We start from the raw sequence: 22646 nt of genomic DNA, 5'->3' as shown, positions 1-22646 counted from the left end.
GGGAATTCACCGTCTACCACTCAGCTACACGGAAACCCAACCATGAACTACTACCTCAAACGGACGGCGCAAATCCCGCTGACGATCTTTGCAGTGGCGACGCTCACCTTCGGCCTGATCCGGCTGCTCCCCGGCGGTCCGTTCACGCAGCTCCGACTCGAACTGCTCCAGCAGGGGGTTCCCGCCGAACAGGTCGACGCACGCATCGAAGCGCTGCAGAATATCAGACCGGATGCACCGCTCTGGCAGCAGTACCTGGATTACATGGTCGGCGTCGCCCAGTTGGACCTCGGGCAGTCGATCTCCCTCAACGAACCCGTCATTGACGTTCTCGCTCGTTCGCTTCCCTGGACCGTCTTCCTCGTCGTGACGTCGACGATACTGATGTTCGTCGTCGGCGTGGTGATCGGCTCGCTGCAGGCGTACTGGGAGGGCTCTCGATTCGATCGGCTCACGTCCGGCGGGTCGATCTTTCTGATGTCGGTTCCGTACTACATCTTCGCGGTAATCTTCCTGTTTATCCTGGCGTTCCAGCTCCAGCTGTTTCCGACCGGGAACGCGGTCGACCGAGGCGTCGACGCCTCGCTCAGCCTCGCGTATTTCTCGAGCGTCCTCCACCACGCCGCCTTACCCATTCTCGCGTTTACTATCAGCGGCATCGGATCGACGGCGCTCAACATGCGCGGCAACGGGATCCAGGTGCTCGGCAAGGAGTACGTCGAGGTCGCCAGACTGCGGGGACTCTCCAACAATCGCATCGCCACCCGATACGTCGCCAGAAACGCCATCCTGCCGATGTACACGGGACTGCTTCTCCTCATCGGGTTCCGCCTCGGGGGCACCGTCGTGCTCGAAGAGATCTTCTCGTATCCCGGCCTCGGATACTACATGATCCAGGCGGTGAACGCGAACGATTACCCGCTCATGATGGGCTGTTTCCTCGTCATCACGGTCACGCTCGTCGTCGGCGTCTACATCGCCGACCTGACCTACGGGCTCATCGACCCGCGCATCTCAGCAGGTGATTCCGATGAGTACTGAACCGGACTCGGCCGCCGAAGGGATCGACTGGCGTTCGGAGGCCTCGAACGCCGAGATGAGTCGCCGCGACCGACTGAGCGAACTGTACGAGCAGAAGATCCGCGTTCCCGCCGTCGTCGCGTGGTCGGACGACCGAACTCGTCTGGGTCTCCTCATCATCAGCGTGTACCTCTTCATGGCACTTGTTGACATATTTGGTCTCTGGCGCGACTCGAGCCCCAATCAGGCAGACCGCTTCCTCAGGCCGTTCGAGAACATGCAGTATCCGCTCGGGACGACCAATTCGGGGCGCGATCTGCTCGCGCTGATCATCGACTCGACGCCGTTCATCCTGCTGATGGTGCTCGCCGGCGGCGTGTGGGCGACCACACTTGCAGTCGCTGTCGGCACTCTCTCGGGGTACAAGGGTGGTACGGTCGACACCGTCATCACGGCGATCTCGGACTTCTTCATGGCGATTCCGGGGCTGCCGCTCGTCATCGTGCTGGCGATCGCGCTCAGTCCCGAGAATCCGATCCTTCTCGGCGTCGTCCTGACGATCAACTACTGGGCGGGCCTGGGCCGCTCGATACGGTCACAGGTCCTCTCGATACGGGAAGCGAGCTACGTCGAGGCGTCCCGAACGATGGGAACGAGTACGCCCCGCATCATCATCAAGGACGTGCTGCCGAACATCATGCCGTACGTGATGGTCAACTTCGTGCTCGCCGCGCGCTACACGATCTTCGCGGCCGTCGGGCTGTACTTCATCGGCGTCCTGCCGTACTCGGGGCAGAACTGGGGCGTGACGCTGAGCAACGCGTACTATCAGGGCAGCCTGTTCTCGATGCAGGCGCTCCACTGGCTCCTCGTTCCGATTATCGCCATCGTCGGGCTCGCCTTCGGGCTCATCCTGCTGAGCCAGGGTATGGACCGCATCTTCAACCCGCGAGTTCGAACGCGGCTCACCGGCGAATCCGAGTCCGTCACGGAGGATACCGACACGTCGACAACGGAGATGATATAACATGGCTACCGATAGCTCAGTCAGCGATCGCGTCGTCTCGCGAGGAACCGTCGAAGATCCGATCTTCGAGATTACCGACACGAGCGTCACGTACGACGACGGCGACACGCGCGTCCTCGAGGACGTCACCGTCAGCATCGACCGACACGAGATCCTCGGCATCGTCGGCGAGAGCGGCAGCGGGAAGTCGATGTTCGCCTCCGCATTGCTCGACGCTATCCCCGATCCCGGCGTCCTGAGCGGCGATATCCGATACCATCCGTCGGACGGACCGCCGGTGGATCTCCTCGGGTTGACCGACGAGGAACTCCGACAGTTCCGCTGGGAGGAAGTGTCGATGGTGTTCCAGGGCGCGATGAGTTCGTTCAATCCGACGATGAAGATCGGTGCCCACTTCGAGGAGACGCTCAAGGCCCACGATAAGCACGTCTCGGAGGGACTCGAGTTCGCCCGCGAACTCCTCGAGAACCTCTATCTCGAACCCGAGCGGGTGCTCGATTCGTATCCGCACGAACTCTCGGGCGGGATGCAACAGCGGGCCTTGATCGCGCTGAGTATGGTCCTCGATCCGGCGGTGCTGGTGATGGACGAACCGACGGCCGCGCTCGATTTGCTGATGCAGCGATCGATCCTGACGCTGCTCGACCGCTTGCAGCGCACGTACGATTTGACGATCGTCTTCATCACCCACGACCTGCCGCTGGTCGCCTCGCTCGCCGATCGGATGGCCATCATCTACGCGTTCCAGTTCGCCGAGATCGGGCCGCGCGACGAGATCATCGGCGACGCCGCCCACCCGTACACCCGGGCGTTGTTGAACGCGACGCCGAACGTCGATGCGCCGTTAGAGGAGATGCAACCCATCGAGGGCGAGGGTCCGGCCCCGGTGAGCGTTCCGTCCGGGTGCCGGTTCGAACCGCGGTGTCCGCTCGCGACCGAGGAATGTCGGACGACCGATCCGCCGTTAGCCGCGGTCGATCAGGGCCGAACCAGCCACCGATCCGCGTGCCACCATCCGGCAACCGCCCGCGAGGAGATCCGCCTCAATTTCGACGAGGCGAACGACGAACTCGAGTCGGCTTCCCCCGTCGAGCCGTCGGTATCAGCAGTCGAAACGCGGGCCGAACGGACGAGCGAGACGCCGCTACTCTCGCTCGACGACGTTGCGGTCCATTTCACCGAGGAGCAGGGACTGATCGAACGGTTTACCGACGATCCGACGGTCGTCCGTGCGGTCGACGGCGTTTCGCTCGATATTCACGAGCAGGATCTCGTCTGTCTTCTCGGCGAGAGCGGCTGCGGCAAGACGACGCTGGGGAAGACGTTGATCGGACTTCAGCGACCGACCGACGGCTCGATCGAGTATCGCGGGCAGGATATCTGGGAGGCGAAAGACGGCGACGGTGAGATACCGTACGACGAAATACGGTCGGCGCTGCAGATCATCCACCAGGACCCGGGAAGCGCGCTCAATCCCAACCGACGTATCGCCGATATTCTCTCGGAGTCGCTCAGACACACTCATCCAAACATCGGTCGGAACGAGCGGCGGCGACGAATGCATTCGCTGCTCGAACGGATCGGTATGGCGCCGGCGGACGAGTTCCTCGATCGGTATCCCCACCAACTATCGGGCGGGGAGAAACAGCGCGTCGCGCTCGCTCGCGCCCTACTGATGAATCCGGATGCGATCCTCGCCGACGAGGCCATCAGTGCGGTCGATGTCTCGTTGCGCATCGAGATCATGGATCTGATGTTGGAACTTCAGTCGGAGTTCGAAACCTCGTTTCTGTTCGTCTCCCACGACCTCTCGAACGCACGCTACTTCGCCGAACACGGCGACGGCCGTATCGCCGTCATGTACCTCGGCGAGATCGTCGAGATCGGCTCCGCCGAGCGTCTCATCCACGATCCTCGGCACCCGTACACCGAAGTGCTCCGGTGGGCGACGCCGGATCTAGAACTCGATTCGATGGGTGCTGGTGACCCGCCGCTCAGGGAGGTCGACGTACCCGATCCGATCGATCCACCATCCGGCTGTCGGTTCCACACGAGATGTCCCGTCGCTCGCGAAGCGTGCCGTGAACAGCGTCCGAGTCTCCGGCGGATCGATGAGGGTGACGGGAAAGCTGCGTGCTTCCGGGAGGATCCGAATCACGAGTATTGGGACAGCGATCCACTCGACGGAGCCGTCGAGCAGCCAGAAGAGTTCGCGGGGGACTGAGACGCGAACTCGTCTGCTGGATGATCGCTTCGTGCGCCTGCGGCCCGACACGGGTCGATACTCGTCTATAGGGTGCTGGCAGCTAACCCGGTTCGGACTCTCCGTTTCCGTTTTCGTTTCCGTTTCCTTCTTCTCCTTCGGGTCGGCACGATCCTCGGGCGTTCCGTCGCCGGCCTACGGTCTCGAACGAGAGGCGTCCGATCGTTCATTGCTAGTGAACTGGAATCCGAGTTTGCTAAACGCCGTTCTCGTTTACCGAAAACGGGTGGACATTCGTCCGCTATTCCGTCGTTATGGGGAACAATCATGTTTGTGAGGCGAATAATCATAAACACATGGTTTTTTATGTCCGTCCTTGGTTGTGACGAATGCACATGGTAGCAACGGCACCACTGGTAGCCTTCGGTATTGGAATCGTCGCCGTCGTCCTGTTTCTGGTCGTCTGGGACGTCCCGACGTTCATCGGATTGACGCTCTCGGCACTGCTCGTTGGAACGGTTAATGCGATGCTCTTTCCGGGGATCACTGCCGGTGAAATCCCCGACTCTGTCGCGACGGCGTTCGGTGACAACATGGCCAGCGTTGGGATTCCGATCCTGATGGCAGCGGTAATCGGGAAGTCGATGACCGACTCCGGCGCGGCAAACCGCATCGTCCGAACTTTCCAGTCGTTCGTCAGCGATCGAAACGCCGACATTTCACTCTGGGTGAGCAGCTCGCTGCTTTCCATTCCGGTGTTTTTCGACAACGTATTCTATCTTATGGCCCCGCTAGCCCGTGCGATGCGCGCCCGCATTGGGGATAACTACACGCTGTACATCGTCGTCGTCGGTGGCGGCGGCGTCGCGATGCACGCGTTCGTCCCGCCGACCCCGGGTCCGCTTGCGGTCGCCCAGGAGATCACCCCCGACCAGACGAGTTCAATTCTCGGGCCAACGATACTTGTCGGGTTGGCGGTTGCGATTCCGGCCGCGCTCATCAGCGGAATTCTTTTCGGCCGGTTCATCAATCAGTACATCGATATCCCGCTTCGCGACGCGATGGGAACGACCGTCGAGGACCTCGAAGAACAGGTGGCAAAGTCGGATTCGAACCTGCCGTCGTTCGCGGAGTCGGTTCTGCCGGTCGTCGTCGCAGTCGCATTCATCGCCGCCAGCACCGCGGTCAACACGCTCACGGCGGCGTACTCGATCCCCGCGTTAGAAACCGTGCAACCGATCACCGACTACCTGGGCAACGTCAATCTCTCGCTGACCCTCGCTGCGGTCATCGCCGCGCTCACCTACCTGCGCATGGATGACTTCCCGCGGTCGGTCTGGGAGGACGAACTCACCGACGCCCTGCGAAACGGCGGCAACATCGCCGCGATCACCGCCGCGGGCGGCGCATTCGGTGCCATGCTCGCGGAAGCCGGTATCGGCGACGTGGTCGCATCGACGCTGCAGAACTTCGGTATCGGCATCCTCGTGACCGCCTGGCTCATCGCCGCGATCATTCGCGTCGCACAGGGGTCGGTCACGGTTGCGATGTTGACGACCGGGGGGATTATGGCACCGCAGGTCTCTTCGATGGGCGTTCATCCGGCGTATCTCGTGATGGCGATCGGCTCCGGAGCCGTCATCTGCTCGTGGTTCAACGATTCCGGCTTCTGGATCGTCAAAGAAATCGGCGGGCTGACGAAGGCGGAGACGTTGAAAACGTGGACGACGCTCACGACGGTGCTCTCGTTTTCGAGTCTCGTCATGATTCTCGTCTACTCGACGCTGCTCCCGGACCCGTTCGGGTTCGCGTAACCATCGGTTCCGTTTCCCGACCCAGCACCCGTTCTCGGGGCAGCTTATTTAATCCACCATCCAGTAAAGCGCCGTATGGAAACCGGACTTGTCGTCGTCGAAGACACTGCCAATCACGCCGCGCTGCTCAGCGAAGCCGCCCAGTCCGCCCGCGGTGGCGACGAGGAGACGACTCTGATCGTCCTGGCCTTTGCAACCCCCGAAGAGATCGGTCCAGGCGTTCACAAGCTCGACTCGATCGGCGAAATCGAGGGCGTCTCCGATAGCACCACCGACGAAGCAGCGATCATCGATGCCGCCGAAACTGAACTCGAACAGTTCGTCCAGCGAACGCTGGACGACCCCGGGATCGACTACACCGCAACCGTCCGCGTTCTCTCGCAGGGATACGGCATGGGAACGCTCAACGCCGCCGACGAGTTCGACTGCGATACGATCTTTATCGCCGGCCGCAAGCGCTCGCCGACCGGCAAGGCGATCTTCGGCGACTGGATTCAGCGCGTCCTTTTGAATTTCGACGGCCTCGTCACCGTCTCCCTCGACGAGGACACCGAGACAACAGCACAGCACTCGTAGTCCCTGTTATTGGGACACACTGTCATCGATCGTTTTTTATCAACTGCGGAGATAACACGCTGTATGCGCGAGTGGATCGATACCTACGACGAGCGAACCTGGCAAACGACCAACGAAGAATCGGGGACCGTTCGATACGCCCTGATCGGCCTCGGGTGGTGGACCATCGACGTTGCGCTGCCGGCGATCGAATCCTCGGACCTCGGCGAGGTTACCGTCCTGGTCAGCAGTTCGAGCGAGAAGGCGGACCGTCTGGCCGCCGAGAACGACGTTTCACGCGGACTCAGCTACGACGAGTTCCACGACGGCGACGCAGCCGACCGGTACGACGCCGTCTACATCGGCACGCCGAACGCCTACCACCTGGAGTACGCTGCAACCGCGGCCAGTCTGGACAAGGCGGTGCTCTGTGAAAAGCCGATGGAGGCCACCGTCGAACGCGCCACTGAACTCGTCGAGACCTGCGAGCGAGCCGACGTGCCGTTGATGGTCGCCTATCGGATGCACACCGAGCCGGCCGTCCAGCGAGCGCGGGAGTTGATCGAAGACGGCTTCATCGGCGAGCCGGTGTCAGTCTACGGTCACAACAGTCAGCCACTGCTCGAGATGATTCCCGATCCGGACCAGTGGCGACTCGATCCCGATCTGAGCGGGTACGGAACGTCGGTGATGGATCTGGGAATCTACTCGATCAATACGACGCGGTACCTCCTCCAGCGCGAACCCGTTTCCGTCCGCTCGAATATGATCTCGGCACACGAGGCGTTCGACGCGGTCCCGGACGAACGCGCCTCGTCGCTGTTCGTCTTCGAAGACGATATCCAGATGATCTCGACGGCCAGTCAGCACGCTCACGAGGACACCGAGCTCAAGATTACGGGAACGGAGGGCCAAATCACCCTCCAACCGGCGTTCCACGGAGAGTGTTCGATGGACCTCTCGCGGGGTGACGTCTCGGTTTCGGTCGAACACGAGACGTTCGACGCCGAAGCGGAGATGAGAGAGGAGTTCGATTACTTCGCCGACCGCCTTCTGGGTGAGCGCGAGATCTACCCGGATGGGCATCACGGACTGGGAGATATGCGGATCATCGAAGCGCTTCACGAATCCGCCGACCGCGGGGATGTGGTCACTCTCGATCTGTAACACCGAAGTAGTCCGCTCCCGCCCGGCGTCGAACGATCATCGCTTCGGCCCGTTTCACCCGACTGTCGGAGCGTATTCGATGGCATCCGGTCCCCCCGCGATTCTTTCCTGTCTCCTCTTGCCCGTCGACCGTCTCCGGTAGCCGCTGCGTCACTGCACACCCGATCGAACGACGACGGTGTGAGTGGTGTGAATCGTTGCAGTTGTTCCGATTGCACGTCATTGACCAACTGTCTTTCAGAACACCATTCTTTCATACAGAACTCTATTCTGTAATACTCGACTATTATCGACCGTCTCATTGACTGGCGACCTCCCGGACGGAACTGGCCGACTGGTGCCGCGTTTGTGAACGAACCGCGCGATACAACGGGCCAAACGCCCGTTCTCTGTTTACAGTTGTACACTCGTAAGGCTCTGCCAGTGGTACTTTCGAGACTCCCTGTCTTCGAACGCACATTTCTATCTTTGCTCGAAATCCGTCGATATGGGGGATGAAACCCCTCGATATCCAGTTTCTCTCGCCTCATCGCGGTTGGTACATTGTCACACAAGAGTTCTCTGTATGTCACTCTCTGTTCTCTATAACTGAGTACTATTCACCCCTACAGACCACTCCCCATCGAGAAAGAACAGTACCGTGTTCACGGTCGAACTCGAGAACGGAGGTTGGTGATTTGACGGCGTTCTCTCCACACCCGGGATCCGATCGTCTCGAGCGGGCGAAGACCTGCCGATCACACCCGGCTAACCGTTCTGTATCACTCTTTTTTCATTCTGTGCCTCGAAACCCCGTTTTGTGTATCAGAATAATTTATATGTGATCGCCGAGCATGTGACGCATATGGCGGACCCGAAATACCCCGTACGAACTGTCGGGCGGACGTTCGAAATCCTCGAGATCATTCAAGAACTCGACGGAGCCGGCGTCTCCGAGATCGCGGCCCGCGTCGACATCGGCAAGAGCGCCGTTCACAACCACCTGACGACGCTCGAGAACTACGAGTACGTCGACAAGGACGGCGACGACTACCACATCGGCCTCTCGTTTCTCGGCCTCGGCGCGTACGCCCGCAATCGGACGCCGATCTACGACACCGCCCAGTCGCAAGTCGACGAACTCGCCGACGAAACGGGAGAACTCGTCAACCTCCTCGTCGAAAAGAACGGCAAGGGTATCTACCTCTACCAGTCGAAAGGCGAAAACGCAGTCGAACTCGACACCCACGAGGGAAAACGCGTTCGCCTCCACTGTACGGGCCTCGGCAAAGCGATCCTCGCGTTCCGTTCCGACGAAACGGTCGACGAAATCATCGCCGACCAGGGCCTCCCCGAACTCACCCCGCAAACGATCACCGACCGCGACACGTTCGACGCTGAACTCGAAGAGATCCGCGACCAGCGATACGCGGTCGACCGAGAAGAGCGCCTCAACGGACTCCGCTGTATCGCCGCGCCGATCACCGACGATTCGGACCGCAGTATCGCCGCCATCAGCGTGGCCTGTCCGGTCCACCGCGTCGATGACGACCGATTCTACGAGGACCTGCCAGAGGCGGTACTCGGCGCTGCAAACGTGATCGAACTCGAGTACAATTACTCCTGACATCGTCTCTACCCTTCCCACTTTCTTCCTCACCCTCACCCTCACCCTCGCCTTCCCACCTTCTTCCTCACCCTTACCCTTGCCCTCCCCAGCCCACTCTCCCTGACCACCCTCGCCTCCGCGAGGTTTTGCGAGACCCTGCGATCGTACCGATGAAAACGTTCATGATTCGCGACGAGAGTTCCTTTCGTATGGAGGACTATTCGCACACTCCGGTTACCGTTTCGGGAAAGCGCGCCGTCGTCGTCGGCGGCACCAGCGGTATTGGACAGGCACTCGCCCTCGGATTTGCCGCCGACGGCGCCGATGTCATTGCAACCAGCCGAAGCGAGGACAAAGTCGACGAAACCGCGACCCTCCTCGAAGATCGTGGTGCCGAAACCGCCCGCATCACCTGCGACGTCACTGATCAAGACTCACTTGAACTCGTCCGTGAACGCGCCGAAGAACTGTTCGGCGGCATCGACATCGTCGTCGCATCGCAAGGCGCGATCTCCCGCGAGACCGTTCTCGGCGTCGACGACGACGACTGGGAGTTCGTCACCGACGTCGCGCTCGACGGCGTTCGGCGCGTGACACAGACGTTCGCCCCTGCGATGGCCGAAGACGGCGGCGGAAGCATCATCAACATCTCCTCGCTTTCGGCGCGGCTCTCGATGGCGAATCTGCCGGCCTACTCTGCCGCGAAGGGCGGCGTCGAGGCGTTCACCCGCGCCTCCGCAAAAGAACTCGCTCCCGACGTTCGCGTCAATGCGATTGCTCCCGGATTCTTCATCACACCGCAGAACGCGGACACCTACGCCGAAGGAACCGAGAAGCGAAACCGAATCGACGAGCGAACCCCGCTTAGTCGCGTCGGCGAGCGCGAGGAGTTGATCGGCGCGGCGATTTACCTCTCCAGCAACGCCGCCTCGTTCGTGACCGGCGAAGTGCTGACCGTCGACGGCGGCTTCGCGACGAGCGCCCTCTGAACACCGCGCCGAGACGAACTCGGGTCATACCGGTATCTCGCCCTTTCCCGGTTCCGGCCGCACATTACTGGTTCTGATTACTCGCTTGCGATCCGCGAGCGGAACTCGGGAACGCCACCGGTATCGATATCGGGAACGCGAAAGAGTGCTCCTGCCCCGTCGCCCTCGGTAGCGCGATCACCGTCGGTGAGCGCAGTCGTGAGATACAACTCGTCGTACGACGGACCGCCCAGAGTAACCGAGGATACTTTTCGCGCGGGAAGATCGAGTTCATCGACCGCGGCTCCGTCCGGCGCATATTTGATGATACGGCCGCCGTTCCACCGGGCGGACCAGATGTATCCGTCTTTGTCGACGGTCATGCCGTCCGGAATTCCATCATCCGGCGGTGTCTCGAGGAGGACGCGGCGGTTCGAGAGTTTGCCAGTCGCTCTGTCGTAGTCGAACGCGTAGATCCGCTGCGCTTCGGATTCGGTGAAGTAGAAGGTCTCCCCGTCGGGGGCGAATCCCATTCCGTTAGCGATATCGACGTTTTCGACGACGACGGCCGCTGTGCCGTCCGGATCGAGCCGGTAGAGCTCTCCGAGTCCGTTCTTTCCCGGCATCGTCCCGCAGAAGACGCGCCCTTCGGGGTCGGCGATAACGTCGTTGAATCGCGTTTCCGTTTCGAGTTCAGCGACCGTGGTTACGGCAGCGGTCGTCGGGTCGAATCGAAGAACGGTTCCGTGGGTAAACAAGAGCAACGCGCCGTCGGCTTCGACCGTGGTCCCGCCGAGCGGTCGCCCGGTCGTTTCGTAGACGAGTTCGTAGTCGCCGGCTGCCGGGTCGTATCCGTATAGCCGTCCAGCCGGAATGTCGACCCAGTAGAGCCGGCGCTCGTCGGGGTGCCAGATAGGGCCCTCGCCGGTGTGGGCGTGGATATCGACAATACGTTCTAGTCGTGCCATATGCTATGTTTGAACAATAGTACATTAAGTCTATGGTGAATACGTCCCTTTCATGTGCGGTCGTCCTACGAGTCGCTTCTATCGAGAGTATCATATTTTATATTTAATGTTTCAAGAATAGTCTGCTATATTAGCTATACTCTCTATGCACACTCTACCCAGTAGAGATGAAGCTCCGTCTGTACTGTCTAATCAAAATATAGGTACTATAATACGACTTCTGATAGGAACTCGCGAATAGCGTCGGTTACCTCGTCTGGTTGTTCCACCGGGGCGCTATGTCCCGCTGCAGATACTACCGTTTGGCGCGCGTCAGGAAGTGTATCTAGCATTGATTCCGTACGTTTCGGAGCAAGAACGGTGTTTTCTTTTCCGTGGATAGATAACACTGGAATCTCGATATTTGGGAGTTTATGCGTGTAATCGGATCGATCAATCCACGAGTGCATAGCGTGATACACTGACTCGGGAGGATAGGTCGCCCATCGCTTTTCCCAATGATCAACAATAGTATGGTTCTCTTCTAGTGTTGTCTCTCCGAACATTTTGGTCCGAGCGATGTGGCGGATGCGTTCGGATTGTACGCCTTCGTCGAGAACTCGTTTTGCAAGGGCGCTGTATTCTTCTCGTTCGGCCTCCGTATGCGGTTCGGCCATACTGTTGATGAGAACGAGGCCGTTTACTCGTTGCGGATAGTGTTCCGCAAAGCGTAGCGCCATAAATCCACCCATGGAAATCCCGGCTAATACAACCGACTCGATGTGTAGCGCGTCGAGTAATGCGTTGAGATCGGCGGCGAGATCCTCAAGGTTGTAGGATTCATTGTACCGGTCGGTTCGTGCTCGCAAGTCGTAGGAGATCGTTCGATAGTTATCCGATAACGCTGCGAGCTGAGGGTTGAATAACGTCCGATCCATTAGCATGCCGTGGGCAAATACGACCGGCGGGCCATCGCCAGCGTCCGTTATCACGGTAGATGCCCGTTCTCGATATCTCGATACTGTAGGACTCTCTTTTTTCATACGTATCATGTACAGAGTCAACATTGTAGTATATACCACTTCACCCAAACCTGCTAAATAGGGAATAAATATATGGGGTATACATTATTGAATTTTCTCCACTAGTGATTTACACCTCTGTTCTGAGCGTCTTGTCTATATTCTACGTTCTCTCATCGGTTTTCGATAGGAAAGCGTTCTCTCACTCTCGTTCTTCCCTTCTTTCGTATCTAACCAATCCAATTAGCGACGCGACTATCTCATCCGCTTGATTGTGTATCTCGATACTAACGCTGACAACTCCGAAGCCATCGTTCCAGATCTCCTTTTCAACTATCTCCGTCTTCATCGAAAGCGTATCTCCGGGTCTAACGGGATGTCGCCACCGCAAGTTATCGATACCAAGCGACCCCTTCGCACGAGTTCCATGAATGAAATTCTTGACGAGCATTCGCTGCCCGATTCCCACCGTGAGGAGTCCACTTGCGATTAGTCCGCCGAAGGCTGACTCTTCGGCGGCATCCTCGTCCGTATGAAACGGTTGGGGATCGTATTTCTCTCCATATTCGATGATCTCCTCTTTTTCGACGGTATAGTTACCGAACTCCTGCGTATCGCCGACGACAAAATCTTCGTAGAATTTTTCTTCCATATCCGATGGTTATCACCATGGGACATAAATCTATGGGGAAGTTTGACAGGTACCAGTTGAGCCCTTCTTTTTCAGAAAACGGTAGCTGCAACAGCATGTAAAATACTGCTCCTCCACCCATTTCCATCGGGAAGTTACGATCGGCGGATGGGTGTTCGTCTCCTGTCCTCGGCAGTATCTCATTCTGCCGTTTGGTTGGTACTCTCGATATGTGCCTCCAACGCGTCTATCGTGGCTGGTGTCCCGAAGTACGCCGGAACGTGCTGGTGCAGGCCGTCGGGCTGGATATCGAGTGGAGACCCACGACCGGTCGACGACCGTCCGCCGGCGGTTTCGACGAGGTGGGCGATCGGATTCACCTCGTACTGGAGTCGAAGATCCCCGTTCGGACTGACTGTTCGCTCGGGATATCCGAGCAGCCCGCCGTCGACGAGGAGGTGCGCGATATCGCCGACCATCGCGCCGGTGTACCGCAGTTTGCACTCGTCGTTCAGCTCCCGCCAGAACGACCGGACCGGTGCCGCCCACTCGCTCGTCGTTCCGGCGAATCCACACACCTGCTTCGCATCGGGAACAGTCACCGAACTGGAATCGACGATATCGCCGCAGTCGATCGTATACCGCGTTACAGTTCCGTCGACGGCGGCCGTCATCGTCGTTATCGGTCCGTACAGGAGGACGGCGCTGGCGATCAGATTCCGTCCGCTGGCCGGAAGCGGTGCGTCGTATACGCCGATGACCGTTCCGACAGTATTGTTCGACTGCAGATTCGACGATCCGTCGAGCGGATCGATGGCGACGCTGTATCTCTCGCCGGTTTCTTCGACGCTCTCACACTCTTCGCTGGCGAACGCACCGACGGCGTTGAGCGGGCTCAGTCGTTCGCGAAACAGGCGGTTGATGGCCAGATCCGCGACCGATTGGTCGTCGCCGCTCGAGTTCTCCGTCGCTGTTTTCCCCTGGTTGGCGGCCGATTGTAACTCCGTCCTGACGGCGGGCGTGATCGCCGCGAGTTCATCGAGGAGTGTGCGTACGTCGGTCAGTGTCATCGATTTCGTCGGGTGTTCTCGGGAGATGTGGTTGTGGTGTCCGTGCCCCTCGTCGGATCGAGTCGAGCCCGTCCCATTAGGAGAATAACCGCTTGAGGCGGGCGAAGAGGCCTTTGGAGGGATCACCGCCGAGCTGTTCCGTGGATTCGGCGGTTGCCGAGGTAGCACTTTCCTGTCCGGTTTCGGATTCGGTGGTCGCTCCGCCCTCGGACCCGACAGCGGTAACGCCTGTTTCGCCGGCTTCGGCTTGTTGCACCGCTTGATCGATGAGTCCGCCAGCGTCGTTGACGGCTTCTTTGACGGTGCTTTTGATCAGCACCATGTCCGTAAAGCGGTCCTGGCTGACCGCCGTATCTGCGGCGATGATCGCTGCGTCAGCGGTCTGGATGTCGGTCTCGGTCAGTTCGTTTTCGGCACCCATTGCGCCCTGGACCTCGACTTTGATATCGTGGCCGCGGTCTTCGGCGGTCGTTTCGAGGTTTTCCGCTGCCATCTGGCTGTGTGCGATACCGGTTGGACATGACGTGACTGCGATGAGTTTCATGGCTGTTGTGGTGTTGTGTGGCTGCAGTAGCCGAGTTACTCGTTGCGCTGTGTGCGTACCTGCTCTCTGGTGGCTGCGTCGAGTGCGCGCGTTGCGTGCGCGGACGCCTCGTCGGTGTGACTCGACTGGACGGCTGCTTTCACGTCCGGAACGGTGACGGCGCTCATGCTCAGTTCGTCGAATCCCAGTCCGACGAGGAGTTCGGTTAGTTCGGGGTCGCCGGCCATTTCGCCGCACATGCCGACCCACGCATCGTTCTCGTGGGCCGCCTCGACGGTTCGTGCGATGGCGCGCAGAACGGCCGGCTGCGTCGGGTCTCTGAGCGCTTCGACGTTTTCGTTGCCGCGTGCGGCGGCCATCGTGTACTGGGTGAGATCGTTCGTACCGACGCTGAGGAAGTCGACTCGCTCGGCGAGTTCGGGCGCGGCGAATACGGCGCTCGGGGTTTCGATCATCACGCCGAGTTCGGGGACGGCGTGGGCGACGTTTTCCGCGTCCAGTTGCGTTGCAACTGCGTCTACGGTTTCGAGTGCGGCGTCGAGTTCGTCGACCGTCGCGACGAGCGGGAACATGACGGCGAGGTCTCCGTCGCCGTCGGCGGCTGCGCGGAGCAGCGCGCGCAGTTGGGTTTCGAAGAGTTCGGTGTCGGAGTCGAGCGAGCGACGGATCCCGCGTTCGCCGAGGAACGGGTTCTCTTCGTCTGGCAGGTCGAGGTAGGGGATTGGCTTGTCGCCGCCGATGTCGAGCGTGCGGACGATCACGCGACCGTCCGGGAACGTATCGAGCGCGGTCGTGTACGCCTCGTACTGCTCGTCCTCGTCGGGCGGCGATTGGCGGTCGAGGAACAGAAACTCCGTGCGGTAGAGGCCGATTCCGTCCGCGCCCTGCGCTCGGACGCCGTCGAGTTCGGCGGGTTGGCCGACGTTTGCGGCGACTTCGATGGAACGGCCGTCGGCCGTGCTTACGGGGTCGGTTCGAACGTCGACCTCGCTGGCGGCCGCCGCCTCTTCGCGGCGTTCATCGGTCGGATCGAGACAGAGTTCGCCGGTCTCCCCGTCGACGACGACGGTCGCATCTTCCTCGACCTCGCGTAGTTCGTCGCCGATGCCGACGACGGCCGGGAGTGCCAGCGATCGAGCGAATATCGCCGCGTGGGAGGTTCGGCCGCCGGTAACGGTCGCGAATCCGGCAACCTGGTCCGGATCGAGTTGTGCCGTATCGCTGGGGGTCAGTCGCTCGGCGAGGACGACTGCCCCTTCCGGAAGGTCGCCGAGATCGACCCGTTCGCTGCCGGTGAGCAGTCGGATCAACCGGTCGCGAACGTCGCGGAGGTCGTCGGCCCGCTCGGCCATCCGGCCGTCCATATCCTGGAACTGCTCGATCGGGTCCGCAAAGGCTCGTTTGACGGCGTGTTCGGCTGGCAGATCGTTCTCGACGGCGCTTGCGACGCCGGATTCGATCTGCGGGTCGTCGAGGAACTGCAGGTGCGCGTCGAACACGCCGGCCTCCTGCTCGCCGACCCGCTCGGCGGTGCGCTCGCGCTCGGCTTCGAGTTCAGCGCGGGCGGCTTCGCGCGCGTTTTCGAATCGTTCGAGTTCAGTTTGCGGATCAACGCTCGTCTCGTCGGGGTCTTCGAGGTCGCTGTCTCGGTCGTACCAGACGACCGTGCCGACGGCAGCACGTGGCGTCACACCGGTGCCGGTGAGCGTTCGGCGGGACATCTGCTCAGGCATTCGTGTCTGTGGTCGCGTCTGTGTCTGTGGCTGTTGCGTTCTCTTCGCCGAGTTCATCTTCCGGTGTCGTAAGCACGCGTTCGAGTTCGTCGAGCGTCGCCGCCGCATCCGGGCCGTCGGCAACGATCCGAATCTCTTCGCCGTGTTCGACGCCGAGGCTCGTGACGGCGATCATGCTGGCTGCGGGCGTGAGGTCGGTATCGTCATCGTCGTCGGTCGCGTGCGCGATTCGGACGTCGGAGTCTGCGTCGGTGACCGTTTCGACGAACGTGGCGGCGGGACGAGCGTGCAGGCCCGCTTCGGGAACGACTGTAACGACCCGTTCGAGTTCGGAACTCATGCTACCGCCTCCTTGAGAACCGCCTGCACGTCGGCGGGCGTTTCCGCATCGTACAGCTCCTCGCGGACCTCGTCGTGCATGAGCGCACGCGACAGCGTACTCAGGATCGCGAGGTGGTCGTCGGCTCCTGACTCGGGGACGAGAATCATAAAGAGGAGCCGCGCAGGCTCGTCGTCCATCGCCCCGAAGTCGACGCCGTCGTCCGAGCGGGTAAACGCCACCGACGGTTCGGTTACCGCGTCGGTCTGGGCGTGGGGAATCCCGATACCTATGCCGACACCGGTCGTCGTCTCCTCCTCCCGTGCGAGCAATGCCTGCAGCGCGGTTTCACGGTCGTCGACACGCCCTGCGTCGACGAGCAGATCCAGGAGGAATTCGATGTAGCCCCGCTTGTCGGTGGTCGGCGGTTCGAGTGAGATGTGTTCGGTCGGCGCAAGCGTCTCGATTCGATTTTGAGTGAGTGTGTCGGTCATCGGTTGTAATCCGTGAGTATAGAGCGGTCGGTAACAAGCTTGTCTTAATCGTTCGTTTGTGCCGCCGGCTGTGAACTCGTTCCCCCGGTATTCGTTTCGACGTCGGCGACCGTCCGTTCGAAGTCCGGTTTGATCGCCGTCGCGACGGCCGCGGTCACCGCGGTTCCGAGCGCGATACAGCCGAGGAACGCGAGCGCGCTATTCGAGAGGATGATCACGAAGACGCCGCCGTGCGGGGCCGGCATCGTCACGCCGAGCCACATCGCCGTCGCTGCGGCCGTCGAACTCCCAATCACGGCGCTCGGGATAACCCGAAGCGGATCGGCCGCTGCGTAGGGGATCGCACCCTCAGTGATGAACGCCAGCCCGAGCGGGATCGCGGCCTTGGCGTTTTCATACATTTCGGCGGAGTACTTCTGGGGAGCGATGAAGTTCGAGAGTGCCAATCCGAGCGGCGGCGTCATACCCGCGATCATCACGGCGGCCATCGGTCCGTAGATCTGGTCGCCGACGAGCGCGACCGCGAAGACGTACGCAACCTTGTTGACGGGTCCGCCCACGTCCAGAGCCATCATCGCGCCGAGGATCGCGCCCAGGAGCAGGGCGTTTGCGCCCTCCATGTTCTGGAGGAACGTCGTCAGCGCGTCGTCGACGATGGCGATCGGAACGCCGAGCCCGACGATCACGAGCGGGGCCAGCAGCGCCGTCGTGAAGACGGGGATGATCAATACCGGCATCATCGGCTTGATGAAGGACGGAACCGTCCATCCTTTCATCCACCGCGCGACGTAGCCGGCGAGCAGACCGGCTACGAGCGCGCCGAGGAATCCGGCGACGGCACCGTCGGCCTGGAAGCCGACGATCGTCCCCGCAGCCTCGATGATCTGCTCTTGCTGGATCGTCCACGAGAGGATGAACCCCGGAGCCAATCCGGGTTTGTCCGCGATACCGTAGCTGATGTACGCCCCCAGAACGGGGATCATAATCGTCAGTCCCAGGTTACCGATCTCGGCCAGGTACCAGGCGAGCGTCCCGGTCGCTTCGAACACGTTCTCGGTGTTACCGGCGGTAAACGGGAGCTCGGCGACCATGTACGCCACTGCAAGGAAGATCCCCCCGATCGTGACGAACGGAATCATGAACGACACGCCGGTCATCACGTCCTCCTTTACGGACGTAACGTGCGACCGGAGCGCGTTCTCCGCACTGTCTGTCAATGCCATGCTTCGCTCTGTAGTTCCTACCTATTATTCAAAAGAATTTTCGAGTATGATCGTTACTGCATCTATCCGACGAAATAAAAATCCAACCACGCAGGATGACCTCGTAAATCGACTCGAATTCGCTAGCTGTTGCTGATCTGAGGTCCGACTGATCCCCGTCCGCCGTATCGGACAGTGATCGTGCAGGAACGAATATAGAGAGATGAATGGGTCCCGAAGCAGTCAGACGTAGTCACTCTCACTGTGAGAAGGGCTCTGGCGACGAGACGGGGACGGATCCGAGTCGCGTTGGTACGTCGTCGAGCGGTGGGACGGTCGTCCCCGGTACCGAGACAACCTGTGCGGCAACCGCGACGCCCGACCGAAGCGCCTCTTCGTCCGTTGCACCGCGCTCGAGCGCGGCCAGTACCCCTGCGAGCAATGAGTCGCCAGCTCCGACCGTGTCGACGACAGTCGTCTCCAGCGCCGCTGCATGCAACAGACCGTCCGGTGTTGCCATGATTGCACCGTCGGCTCCAAGCGATGCAACAACGCGGTCGTAGCCCATCGTTTGCAGCCGTTCGACTGCGTCGTAACAGTCCTCGAGCGAGTCGATCGAGCAGTCCGTCGCTACTGCGAGTTCTTCTCGGTTCGGTTTACAGAGCGTATAGGAGGCGTCCAAGTCGCGGAGTACATCTCCACCGACATCGACGGCCGTTTGCCAGTCGCCCGCTCGAGCGATTCGGTCGATAGCGTCGGGACCAAGTCCGGGCGGGAGACTGCCGCCGACGACGACGGTGTCCGGGTCGTTGCGCTCGATAGTTTCGAGGAGCGTTTCGATCGCGTGGCCGTTGACCGCGGGTCCGTCGTGATTGATCTTGTACTCCGAATCCGCGGTCAAAATCGTGGTATTGAGCCGCGTCCGACCCTCGATGTCGACGAAGTCGCTATCGATCCCTTTTTCGGTCAAACTGTCTCGAACGAACTGGCCGAGAAAGTCACCGGTGATTCCGGTTGCGGTCGTTTCGGTGTCGAGTTCGACGAGGTACTTCGAGACGTTGATGCCCTTTCCGCCGGGGTCGACGCGCGCGTCGTCGGTGCGTGCGATTTCGCCGTCCTCGGGAAGGTCGGGAATCGCGAGCGTGTGGTCGACTGCGGGGTTGAGCGTGACGGTGACGATCACTGGCCGACCCCCTCGATGAGTTCGACGCCGGCGGCGTCAAACGGCTCGCGCTGACGCTCAGAGAGCGTTACGTCGGTGATGAACACGTCCACGTCTTCCACGGACGCGAATTTGACGAAGCTCTGCTTGTCTAGCTTGGTCCCATCGGAAACGAGGACGACGCGCGCTGCGTTTTCGATCATGAGCGATTTCAGGCGGGCCTCGTCTTCGTTCGGCGTCATGAGCCCTTCTGACGGATCAATTGCGTTCGTCCCGAGAAACAGCAAGTCGAAGTTCGTTCGCTCCATGAACCGCTCTGCGCTCGGCCCGGTGAGCGCTCGCGTCTCGTGACGAAGCGTGCCGCCGGTCAGTTTCACATCGTTGTCTTTCTCTCCGAGTTCTATCGCTACTACCGGCGAGTTCGTCACTGACAGGAACGATCGGTCGGTCGGGACGTTCTTGGCGACTTGCATCGTCGTGGAGCCCGAGTCGAAGAAGACGACTTGATTCTCGGCGATTTCCTCGACCGCTCGCTCGGCGATGACCATCTTGCTGTTGAGGTTTTGTACCTCCTTTTGGCCGTAGGTCTGTTCGCTTCCGACGGTCGTCGCCGGGACGGCACCGCCGTGTGACCGCTCGATCAACTGTCGTTCCTCGAGATCGCTGAGGTCCCGACGGATCGTCGCCTTCGAGCAGTCCATCTCTTCGGCGAGTTCGGCGACGGAACACTCGCCACGCTCGGAGACCACCTCGACGATATCGCGCTTTCGCATTGCCGGTAACATAGCTGTGTGTTCGACGGATACTTGCACGGTGGCATTCATATTTGTATCTGGTATTGATTTTTTCTGCACGAAACTCATGTACTAATCACCGGAGGCGGCAGGTCGATTGCATTCCGTCGCTGTCGCGTGCCGACCGCGTCGAGACCCGGGTCCCGAGGATCGTTACTCGGGGAGCGCCTCGTCTGCGGTTGCGCCGTCGAAAACGACCGCTTCGAGTGCGTCGAGAATTCGTTCGGGATTGTCGCGTTGCCACACGTTTCGACCGACGGCCAGCCCACTCGCACCGGCGTTCATCGCTGTCTCGACTAGCGAGAGGAACTCGTAGTCCGAGGTTTTCGAGCCGCCGCTGAGCACGACGTTTACGTCACCCGCCGCGTCCACCGCCGTGGCCATTGCTTCGCCGCTGCGGGGATACTTTACCTTCGCAATGTCCGCGCCGAGTTCGAGCGCGATTCGGGTCGCATACGAAATCACGTCGGGCTTGCGGTGTTCTTTCAGCGCCTGCCCGCGCGGATACGACCACATCGCGACCGGAACGTCTTGCTTGCGTGCCTGCTCTTGTACGGTTCGGAACTCTTCGAACATCTCCGGTTCGCGGTTGGTGCCGGGGTATACCGTGTAGCCGACGGCGTCGGCACCGAGTTCGAGCGCGTACTCGACCGAGCACGTCTGGGGCGAGTACGGTTCACCCATCCAGAGGCTGCTGGTGCCGTTGAGTTTCGCCAGCAGGTTCACGTCGTCTTCGTAGGAGGGATAGTATGTTTCTGCGAGCCCTTTCTGTACCGCGAATCCGGTTACGGCGTCGTGGGTTGCCATCTCGAAGACAGTCTCCGGATCGAGTCGTTCCGGCACTTCGGAGAAGGCGGTCGGTCCGTGTTCCAACCCGTGATCGTGCGCGAGAATGATCGATTTGCCGTCTCGAACGAGGGGTGTCTCGGATAGTGATCGCATTCCATCAGAAGTACTCACGTATGGGAACTAAGTAGTACTGAACGTGTTTGTTTTCCACTACAATATGGTGATATCATCCCGTATACGACACGGGATCAGTACTGGTGTTGTGATCACTATAGACCAACAGCTACAGCCCAAGAGATACCGATCCCTGGTACTATTGGTTTCGGACCCGCTAATATTTTCCTCGGACGCGAATCGAAGCGGTCAGGAGACACGAGTTCAACCTCGCGTTCGAGGGTTTGCTTCCGTCGCGCCGGCGGGACGATCGACGGGTAGTCGACGGCTGGGATTAACGGGAATCGCCGCAGCCAGTGGTCGAACGGACGTATCCGTGCCCGTCGTATCGAGCGGCGTCGAACAGCGGTCGGATCGGTCGGTCCGGTCGGGCCGACAGCGCAGCGAGGAGTTTGATGCGGGCCTTTTGTGCGGAGAGGTTCGACGCGAATATCGCACCAGCCTCCTCGAGCACTGCAGCACCGCCGTCGGCTCCGTACACCGGCGAGACGATCCCATCGCGACAGCGTGTCGTGGTAACCACGTCAACTCCGTCGCCGATTGCAGTACGAATTGCGTCGGCGACGGCGCCGGGAACGTTTCCGAGTCCGAGTCCGTCGACGACGAGTCCATCGACGCCGCGATCGACGGCAGCAACGATCTGTGATCCGGTCGTGTCCGTCGATGTCGCGACGATTTCGACGGTCGCCGTCACGTCTCGGACGGGAATCGTCGCTGACAGACTCTCGGGGCGGCGATAGAACCAGAGTCCCTCCGGCGTCCGTTCGGCCACCGGGCCGTAGTTACCCGAGTCGTACGCCGCGAGATTGCTGCTGTGGCGCTTGGTCACCGGCCGCGCCGCGTGCAGTCGATCGTTAAAGAAAACGTAACTCCCTGATTTGATGTGCTCGTGGCTCGCCGCGTCGAGCGCGCCGCGAACGTTCGCCGGGCCGTCGGGACTGATCGCGTCGTGTGGCCGCTGTGCACCGGTACAGACGACCGGCGAGTTCACGTCGAGGACGAGGTCCAGATAATAGGCGGTCTCTTCGATCGTATCGGTTCCGTGGAGGATTACGACGCCGTCGACGTCGGAAGCGACGGCGCGAACGCGTGCGGCCAGTTCCACTAAGTGATCGAACGCCAGTTCCGAACTCGGCGTCTGCGTGAGTTGCTCGAGTTCGATATCGACGTCGACGCGCTCGACGCTCTCGGGATACGCCTCCAGCAGGTCGCGTCCGGATTCGGTCGGTACCGTGCCGGTCTCACTCGTCGTTCCCGCAATCGTCCCACCGGTCGCTATGACGTGGACCGTTGCCATACGTCGTACTGGACGAACGGACCGTATAGTAGTTGTGATCAGTCGCTCGTCCCAGCCCCACGTTCGATACCGATGGCTCGTCTCTCGTCGGCTACTGAAACTGAACTCTGTCTCTTATACACATCT

Annotated in this window: 22 protein-coding genes (1 of these 22 only partly in view); 8 read left to right on the top strand and 14 right to left on the bottom strand. The window is 60.5% G+C overall.

Features of this window, described 5'->3' with window-relative positions; translation table 11 throughout:
* Positions 1 to 42 precede the first annotated feature (42 nt).
* The 8 genes from C480_RS21455 (at position 43) to C480_RS21420 (ending at position 10363) form a co-directional block, all read left to right on the top strand.
* The gene (locus C480_RS21455; protein ID WP_006667770.1) at positions 43 to 1041 is read left to right on the top strand and encodes an ABC transporter permease; all 999 of its coding nucleotides are present in this window, start codon (positions 43 to 45) and stop codon (positions 1039 to 1041) included.
* Positions 1031 to 2047: an ABC transporter permease gene (locus C480_RS21450; protein WP_241433909.1), complete on the top strand. Its 1017-nt coding sequence runs from the start codon at positions 1031 to 1033 to the stop codon at positions 2045 to 2047. The genes C480_RS21455 and C480_RS21450 overlap by 11 nt, the downstream gene beginning before the upstream one ends.
* 1 nt (position 2048) lies before the next feature.
* The gene (locus C480_RS21445; RefSeq protein WP_006667768.1) at positions 2049 to 4271 is read left to right on the top strand and encodes an ABC transporter ATP-binding protein; all 2223 of its coding nucleotides are present in this window, start codon (positions 2049 to 2051) and stop codon (positions 4269 to 4271) included.
* Positions 4272 to 4645: 374 nt separating this feature from the next.
* Complete coding sequence (locus C480_RS21440) at positions 4646 to 6064, top strand: GntP family permease (RefSeq protein ID WP_006667767.1); 1419 nt, start codon at positions 4646 to 4648, stop codon at positions 6062 to 6064.
* A gap of 75 nt (positions 6065 to 6139) precedes the next feature.
* Positions 6140 to 6640, top strand: a complete 501-nt coding sequence (locus C480_RS21435) for an adenine nucleotide alpha hydrolase family protein (protein WP_006667766.1) — start codon at positions 6140 to 6142, stop codon at positions 6638 to 6640.
* Between the two features lie 63 nt (positions 6641 to 6703).
* Positions 6704 to 7786, top strand: coding sequence for a D-xylose 1-dehydrogenase Gfo6 (gfo6, locus tag C480_RS21430; protein WP_006667765.1), 1083 nt, complete (start codon positions 6704 to 6706; stop codon positions 7784 to 7786).
* A gap of 844 nt (positions 7787 to 8630) precedes the next feature.
* Entirely contained in the window at positions 8631 to 9392 is a 762-nt protein-coding gene (locus C480_RS21425; protein ID WP_006667764.1) for an IclR family transcriptional regulator, read from the top strand.
* A 191-nt stretch (positions 9393 to 9583) separates the two neighbouring features.
* Positions 9584 to 10363 (top strand): SDR family NAD(P)-dependent oxidoreductase, encoded by a 780-nt coding sequence (locus C480_RS21420; RefSeq protein WP_193787821.1) that lies wholly within the window; start codon positions 9584 to 9586, stop codon positions 10361 to 10363.
* Positions 10364 to 10440: 77 nt separating this feature from the next.
* Here C480_RS21420 and C480_RS21415 read toward each other — a convergent pair whose 3' ends face one another.
* The 14 genes from C480_RS21415 to C480_RS21350 form a co-directional block, all read right to left on the bottom strand.
* Complete coding sequence (locus C480_RS21415; protein ID WP_006667761.1) at positions 10441 to 11310, bottom strand: SMP-30/gluconolactonase/LRE family protein; 870 nt, start codon at positions 11308 to 11310, stop codon at positions 10441 to 10443.
* Between the two features lie 206 nt (positions 11311 to 11516).
* Positions 11517 to 12332 (bottom strand): alpha/beta fold hydrolase, encoded by an 816-nt coding sequence (locus tag C480_RS21410; RefSeq protein WP_049904185.1) that lies wholly within the window; start codon positions 12330 to 12332, stop codon positions 11517 to 11519.
* Positions 12333 to 12513: 181 nt separating this feature from the next.
* A complete protein-coding gene (locus C480_RS21405; protein ID WP_006667759.1) occupies positions 12514 to 12963 on the bottom strand; it encodes a MaoC/PaaZ C-terminal domain-containing protein in 450 nt (149 codons plus the stop codon).
* Positions 12964 to 13142: 179 nt separating this feature from the next.
* Complete coding sequence (locus C480_RS21400; RefSeq protein ID WP_006667758.1) at positions 13143 to 14012, bottom strand: class 1 fructose-bisphosphatase; 870 nt, start codon at positions 14010 to 14012, stop codon at positions 13143 to 13145.
* Positions 14013 to 14088: 76 nt separating this feature from the next.
* Positions 14089 to 14556 (bottom strand): PTS fructose transporter subunit IIB, encoded by a 468-nt coding sequence (locus tag C480_RS21395; protein WP_049904184.1) that lies wholly within the window; start codon positions 14554 to 14556, stop codon positions 14089 to 14091.
* Between the two features lie 35 nt (positions 14557 to 14591).
* A complete protein-coding gene (gene ptsP, locus C480_RS21390; protein ID WP_006667756.1) occupies positions 14592 to 16277 on the bottom strand; it encodes a phosphoenolpyruvate--protein phosphotransferase in 1686 nt (561 codons plus the stop codon).
* A 4-nt stretch (positions 16278 to 16281) separates the two neighbouring features.
* Positions 16282 to 16629: an HPr family phosphocarrier protein gene (locus C480_RS21385; RefSeq protein WP_006667755.1), complete on the bottom strand. Its 348-nt coding sequence runs from the start codon at positions 16627 to 16629 to the stop codon at positions 16282 to 16284.
* Entirely contained in the window at positions 16626 to 17102 is a 477-nt protein-coding gene (locus C480_RS21380; RefSeq protein ID WP_006667754.1) for a PTS sugar transporter subunit IIA, read from the bottom strand. The genes C480_RS21385 and C480_RS21380 overlap by 4 nt, the downstream gene beginning before the upstream one ends.
* A gap of 44 nt (positions 17103 to 17146) precedes the next feature.
* The gene (locus tag C480_RS21375) at positions 17147 to 18325 is read right to left on the bottom strand and encodes a PTS fructose transporter subunit IIC (RefSeq protein ID WP_006667752.1); all 1179 of its coding nucleotides are present in this window, start codon (positions 18323 to 18325) and stop codon (positions 17147 to 17149) included.
* A gap of 238 nt (positions 18326 to 18563) precedes the next feature.
* A complete protein-coding gene (gene pfkB / locus C480_RS21370; protein ID WP_006667751.1) occupies positions 18564 to 19487 on the bottom strand; it encodes a 1-phosphofructokinase in 924 nt (307 codons plus the stop codon).
* Positions 19484 to 20251 carry an HTH-type transcriptional regulator GlpR gene (glpR, locus tag C480_RS21365; protein ID WP_049904183.1) on the bottom strand — a complete coding sequence of 256 codons (768 nt, stop codon included), beginning with the start codon at positions 20249 to 20251 and terminating at the stop codon, positions 19484 to 19486. The genes pfkB and glpR overlap by 4 nt, the downstream gene beginning before the upstream one ends.
* A gap of 162 nt (positions 20252 to 20413) precedes the next feature.
* Complete coding sequence (locus C480_RS21360) at positions 20414 to 21202, bottom strand: class I fructose-bisphosphate aldolase (RefSeq protein WP_006667747.1); 789 nt, start codon at positions 21200 to 21202, stop codon at positions 20414 to 20416.
* Between the two features lie 295 nt (positions 21203 to 21497).
* A complete protein-coding gene (locus tag C480_RS21355; protein ID WP_006667746.1) occupies positions 21498 to 22520 on the bottom strand; it encodes an asparaginase in 1023 nt (340 codons plus the stop codon).
* Positions 22521 to 22558: 38 nt separating this feature from the next.
* A protein-coding gene (locus tag C480_RS21350) for a Na+/H+ antiporter NhaC family protein (RefSeq protein WP_006667745.1) crosses the window boundary here: on the bottom strand, positions 22559 to 22646 show its final stretch. It continues 1703 nt past the right edge of the window; 88 of the gene's 1791 nt are visible here — the last part of the coding sequence; its start codon lies off the right edge, out of view; it ends in the stop codon at positions 22559 to 22561.

Origin of the sequence: Natrialba aegyptia DSM 13077 (assembly GCF_000337535.1) — an archaeon.
Classification (GTDB): domain Archaea; phylum Halobacteriota; class Halobacteria; order Halobacteriales; family Natrialbaceae; genus Natrialba; species Natrialba aegyptia.
This window is presented reverse-complemented; position numbering and strand designations above follow the sequence as displayed.

Excerpts from the sequence above, each read along its gene's own strand:
- C480_RS21455 (WP_006667770.1), top strand. The coding sequence starts at position 43 with ATGAACTACTACCTCAAACGGACGGCGCAAATCCCGCTGACGATCTTT.
- C480_RS21450 (WP_241433909.1), top strand. The coding sequence starts at position 1,031 with ATGAGTACTGAACCGGACTCGGCCGCCGAAGGGATCGACTGGCGTTCG.
- C480_RS21445 (WP_006667768.1), top strand. The coding sequence starts at position 2,049 with ATGGCTACCGATAGCTCAGTCAGCGATCGCGTCGTCTCGCGAGGAACC.
- C480_RS21440 (WP_006667767.1), top strand. The coding sequence starts at position 4,646 with ATGGTAGCAACGGCACCACTGGTAGCCTTCGGTATTGGAATCGTCGCC.
- C480_RS21435 (WP_006667766.1), top strand. The coding sequence starts at position 6,140 with ATGGAAACCGGACTTGTCGTCGTCGAAGACACTGCCAATCACGCCGCG.
- gfo6 (WP_006667765.1), top strand. The coding sequence starts at position 6,704 with ATGCGCGAGTGGATCGATACCTACGACGAGCGAACCTGGCAAACGACC.
- C480_RS21425 (WP_006667764.1), top strand. The coding sequence starts at position 8,631 with ATGGCGGACCCGAAATACCCCGTACGAACTGTCGGGCGGACGTTCGAA.
- C480_RS21420 (WP_193787821.1), top strand. The coding sequence starts at position 9,584 with ATGGAGGACTATTCGCACACTCCGGTTACCGTTTCGGGAAAGCGCGCC.
- C480_RS21415 (WP_006667761.1), bottom strand. The coding sequence starts at position 11,310 with ATGGCACGACTAGAACGTATTGTCGATATCCACGCCCACACCGGCGAG.
- C480_RS21410 (WP_049904185.1), bottom strand. The coding sequence starts at position 12,332 with ATGAAAAAAGAGAGTCCTACAGTATCGAGATATCGAGAACGGGCATCT.
- C480_RS21405 (WP_006667759.1), bottom strand. The coding sequence starts at position 12,963 with ATGGAAGAAAAATTCTACGAAGATTTTGTCGTCGGCGATACGCAGGAG.
- C480_RS21400 (WP_006667758.1), bottom strand. The coding sequence starts at position 14,012 with ATGACACTGACCGACGTACGCACACTCCTCGATGAACTCGCGGCGATC.
- C480_RS21395 (WP_049904184.1), bottom strand. The coding sequence starts at position 14,556 with ATGAAACTCATCGCAGTCACGTCATGTCCAACCGGTATCGCACACAGC.
- ptsP (WP_006667756.1), bottom strand. The coding sequence starts at position 16,277 with ATGTCCCGCCGAACGCTCACCGGCACCGGTGTGACGCCACGTGCTGCC.
- C480_RS21385 (WP_006667755.1), bottom strand. The coding sequence starts at position 16,629 with ATGAGTTCCGAACTCGAACGGGTCGTTACAGTCGTTCCCGAAGCGGGC.
- C480_RS21380 (WP_006667754.1), bottom strand. The coding sequence starts at position 17,102 with ATGACCGACACACTCACTCAAAATCGAATCGAGACGCTTGCGCCGACC.
- C480_RS21375 (WP_006667752.1), bottom strand. The coding sequence starts at position 18,325 with ATGGCATTGACAGACAGTGCGGAGAACGCGCTCCGGTCGCACGTTACG.
- glpR (WP_049904183.1), bottom strand. The coding sequence starts at position 20,251 with ATGTTACCGGCAATGCGAAAGCGCGATATCGTCGAGGTGGTCTCCGAG.
- C480_RS21360 (WP_006667747.1), bottom strand. The coding sequence starts at position 21,202 with ATGCGATCACTATCCGAGACACCCCTCGTTCGAGACGGCAAATCGATC.
- C480_RS21355 (WP_006667746.1), bottom strand. The coding sequence starts at position 22,520 with ATGGCAACGGTCCACGTCATAGCGACCGGTGGGACGATTGCGGGAACG.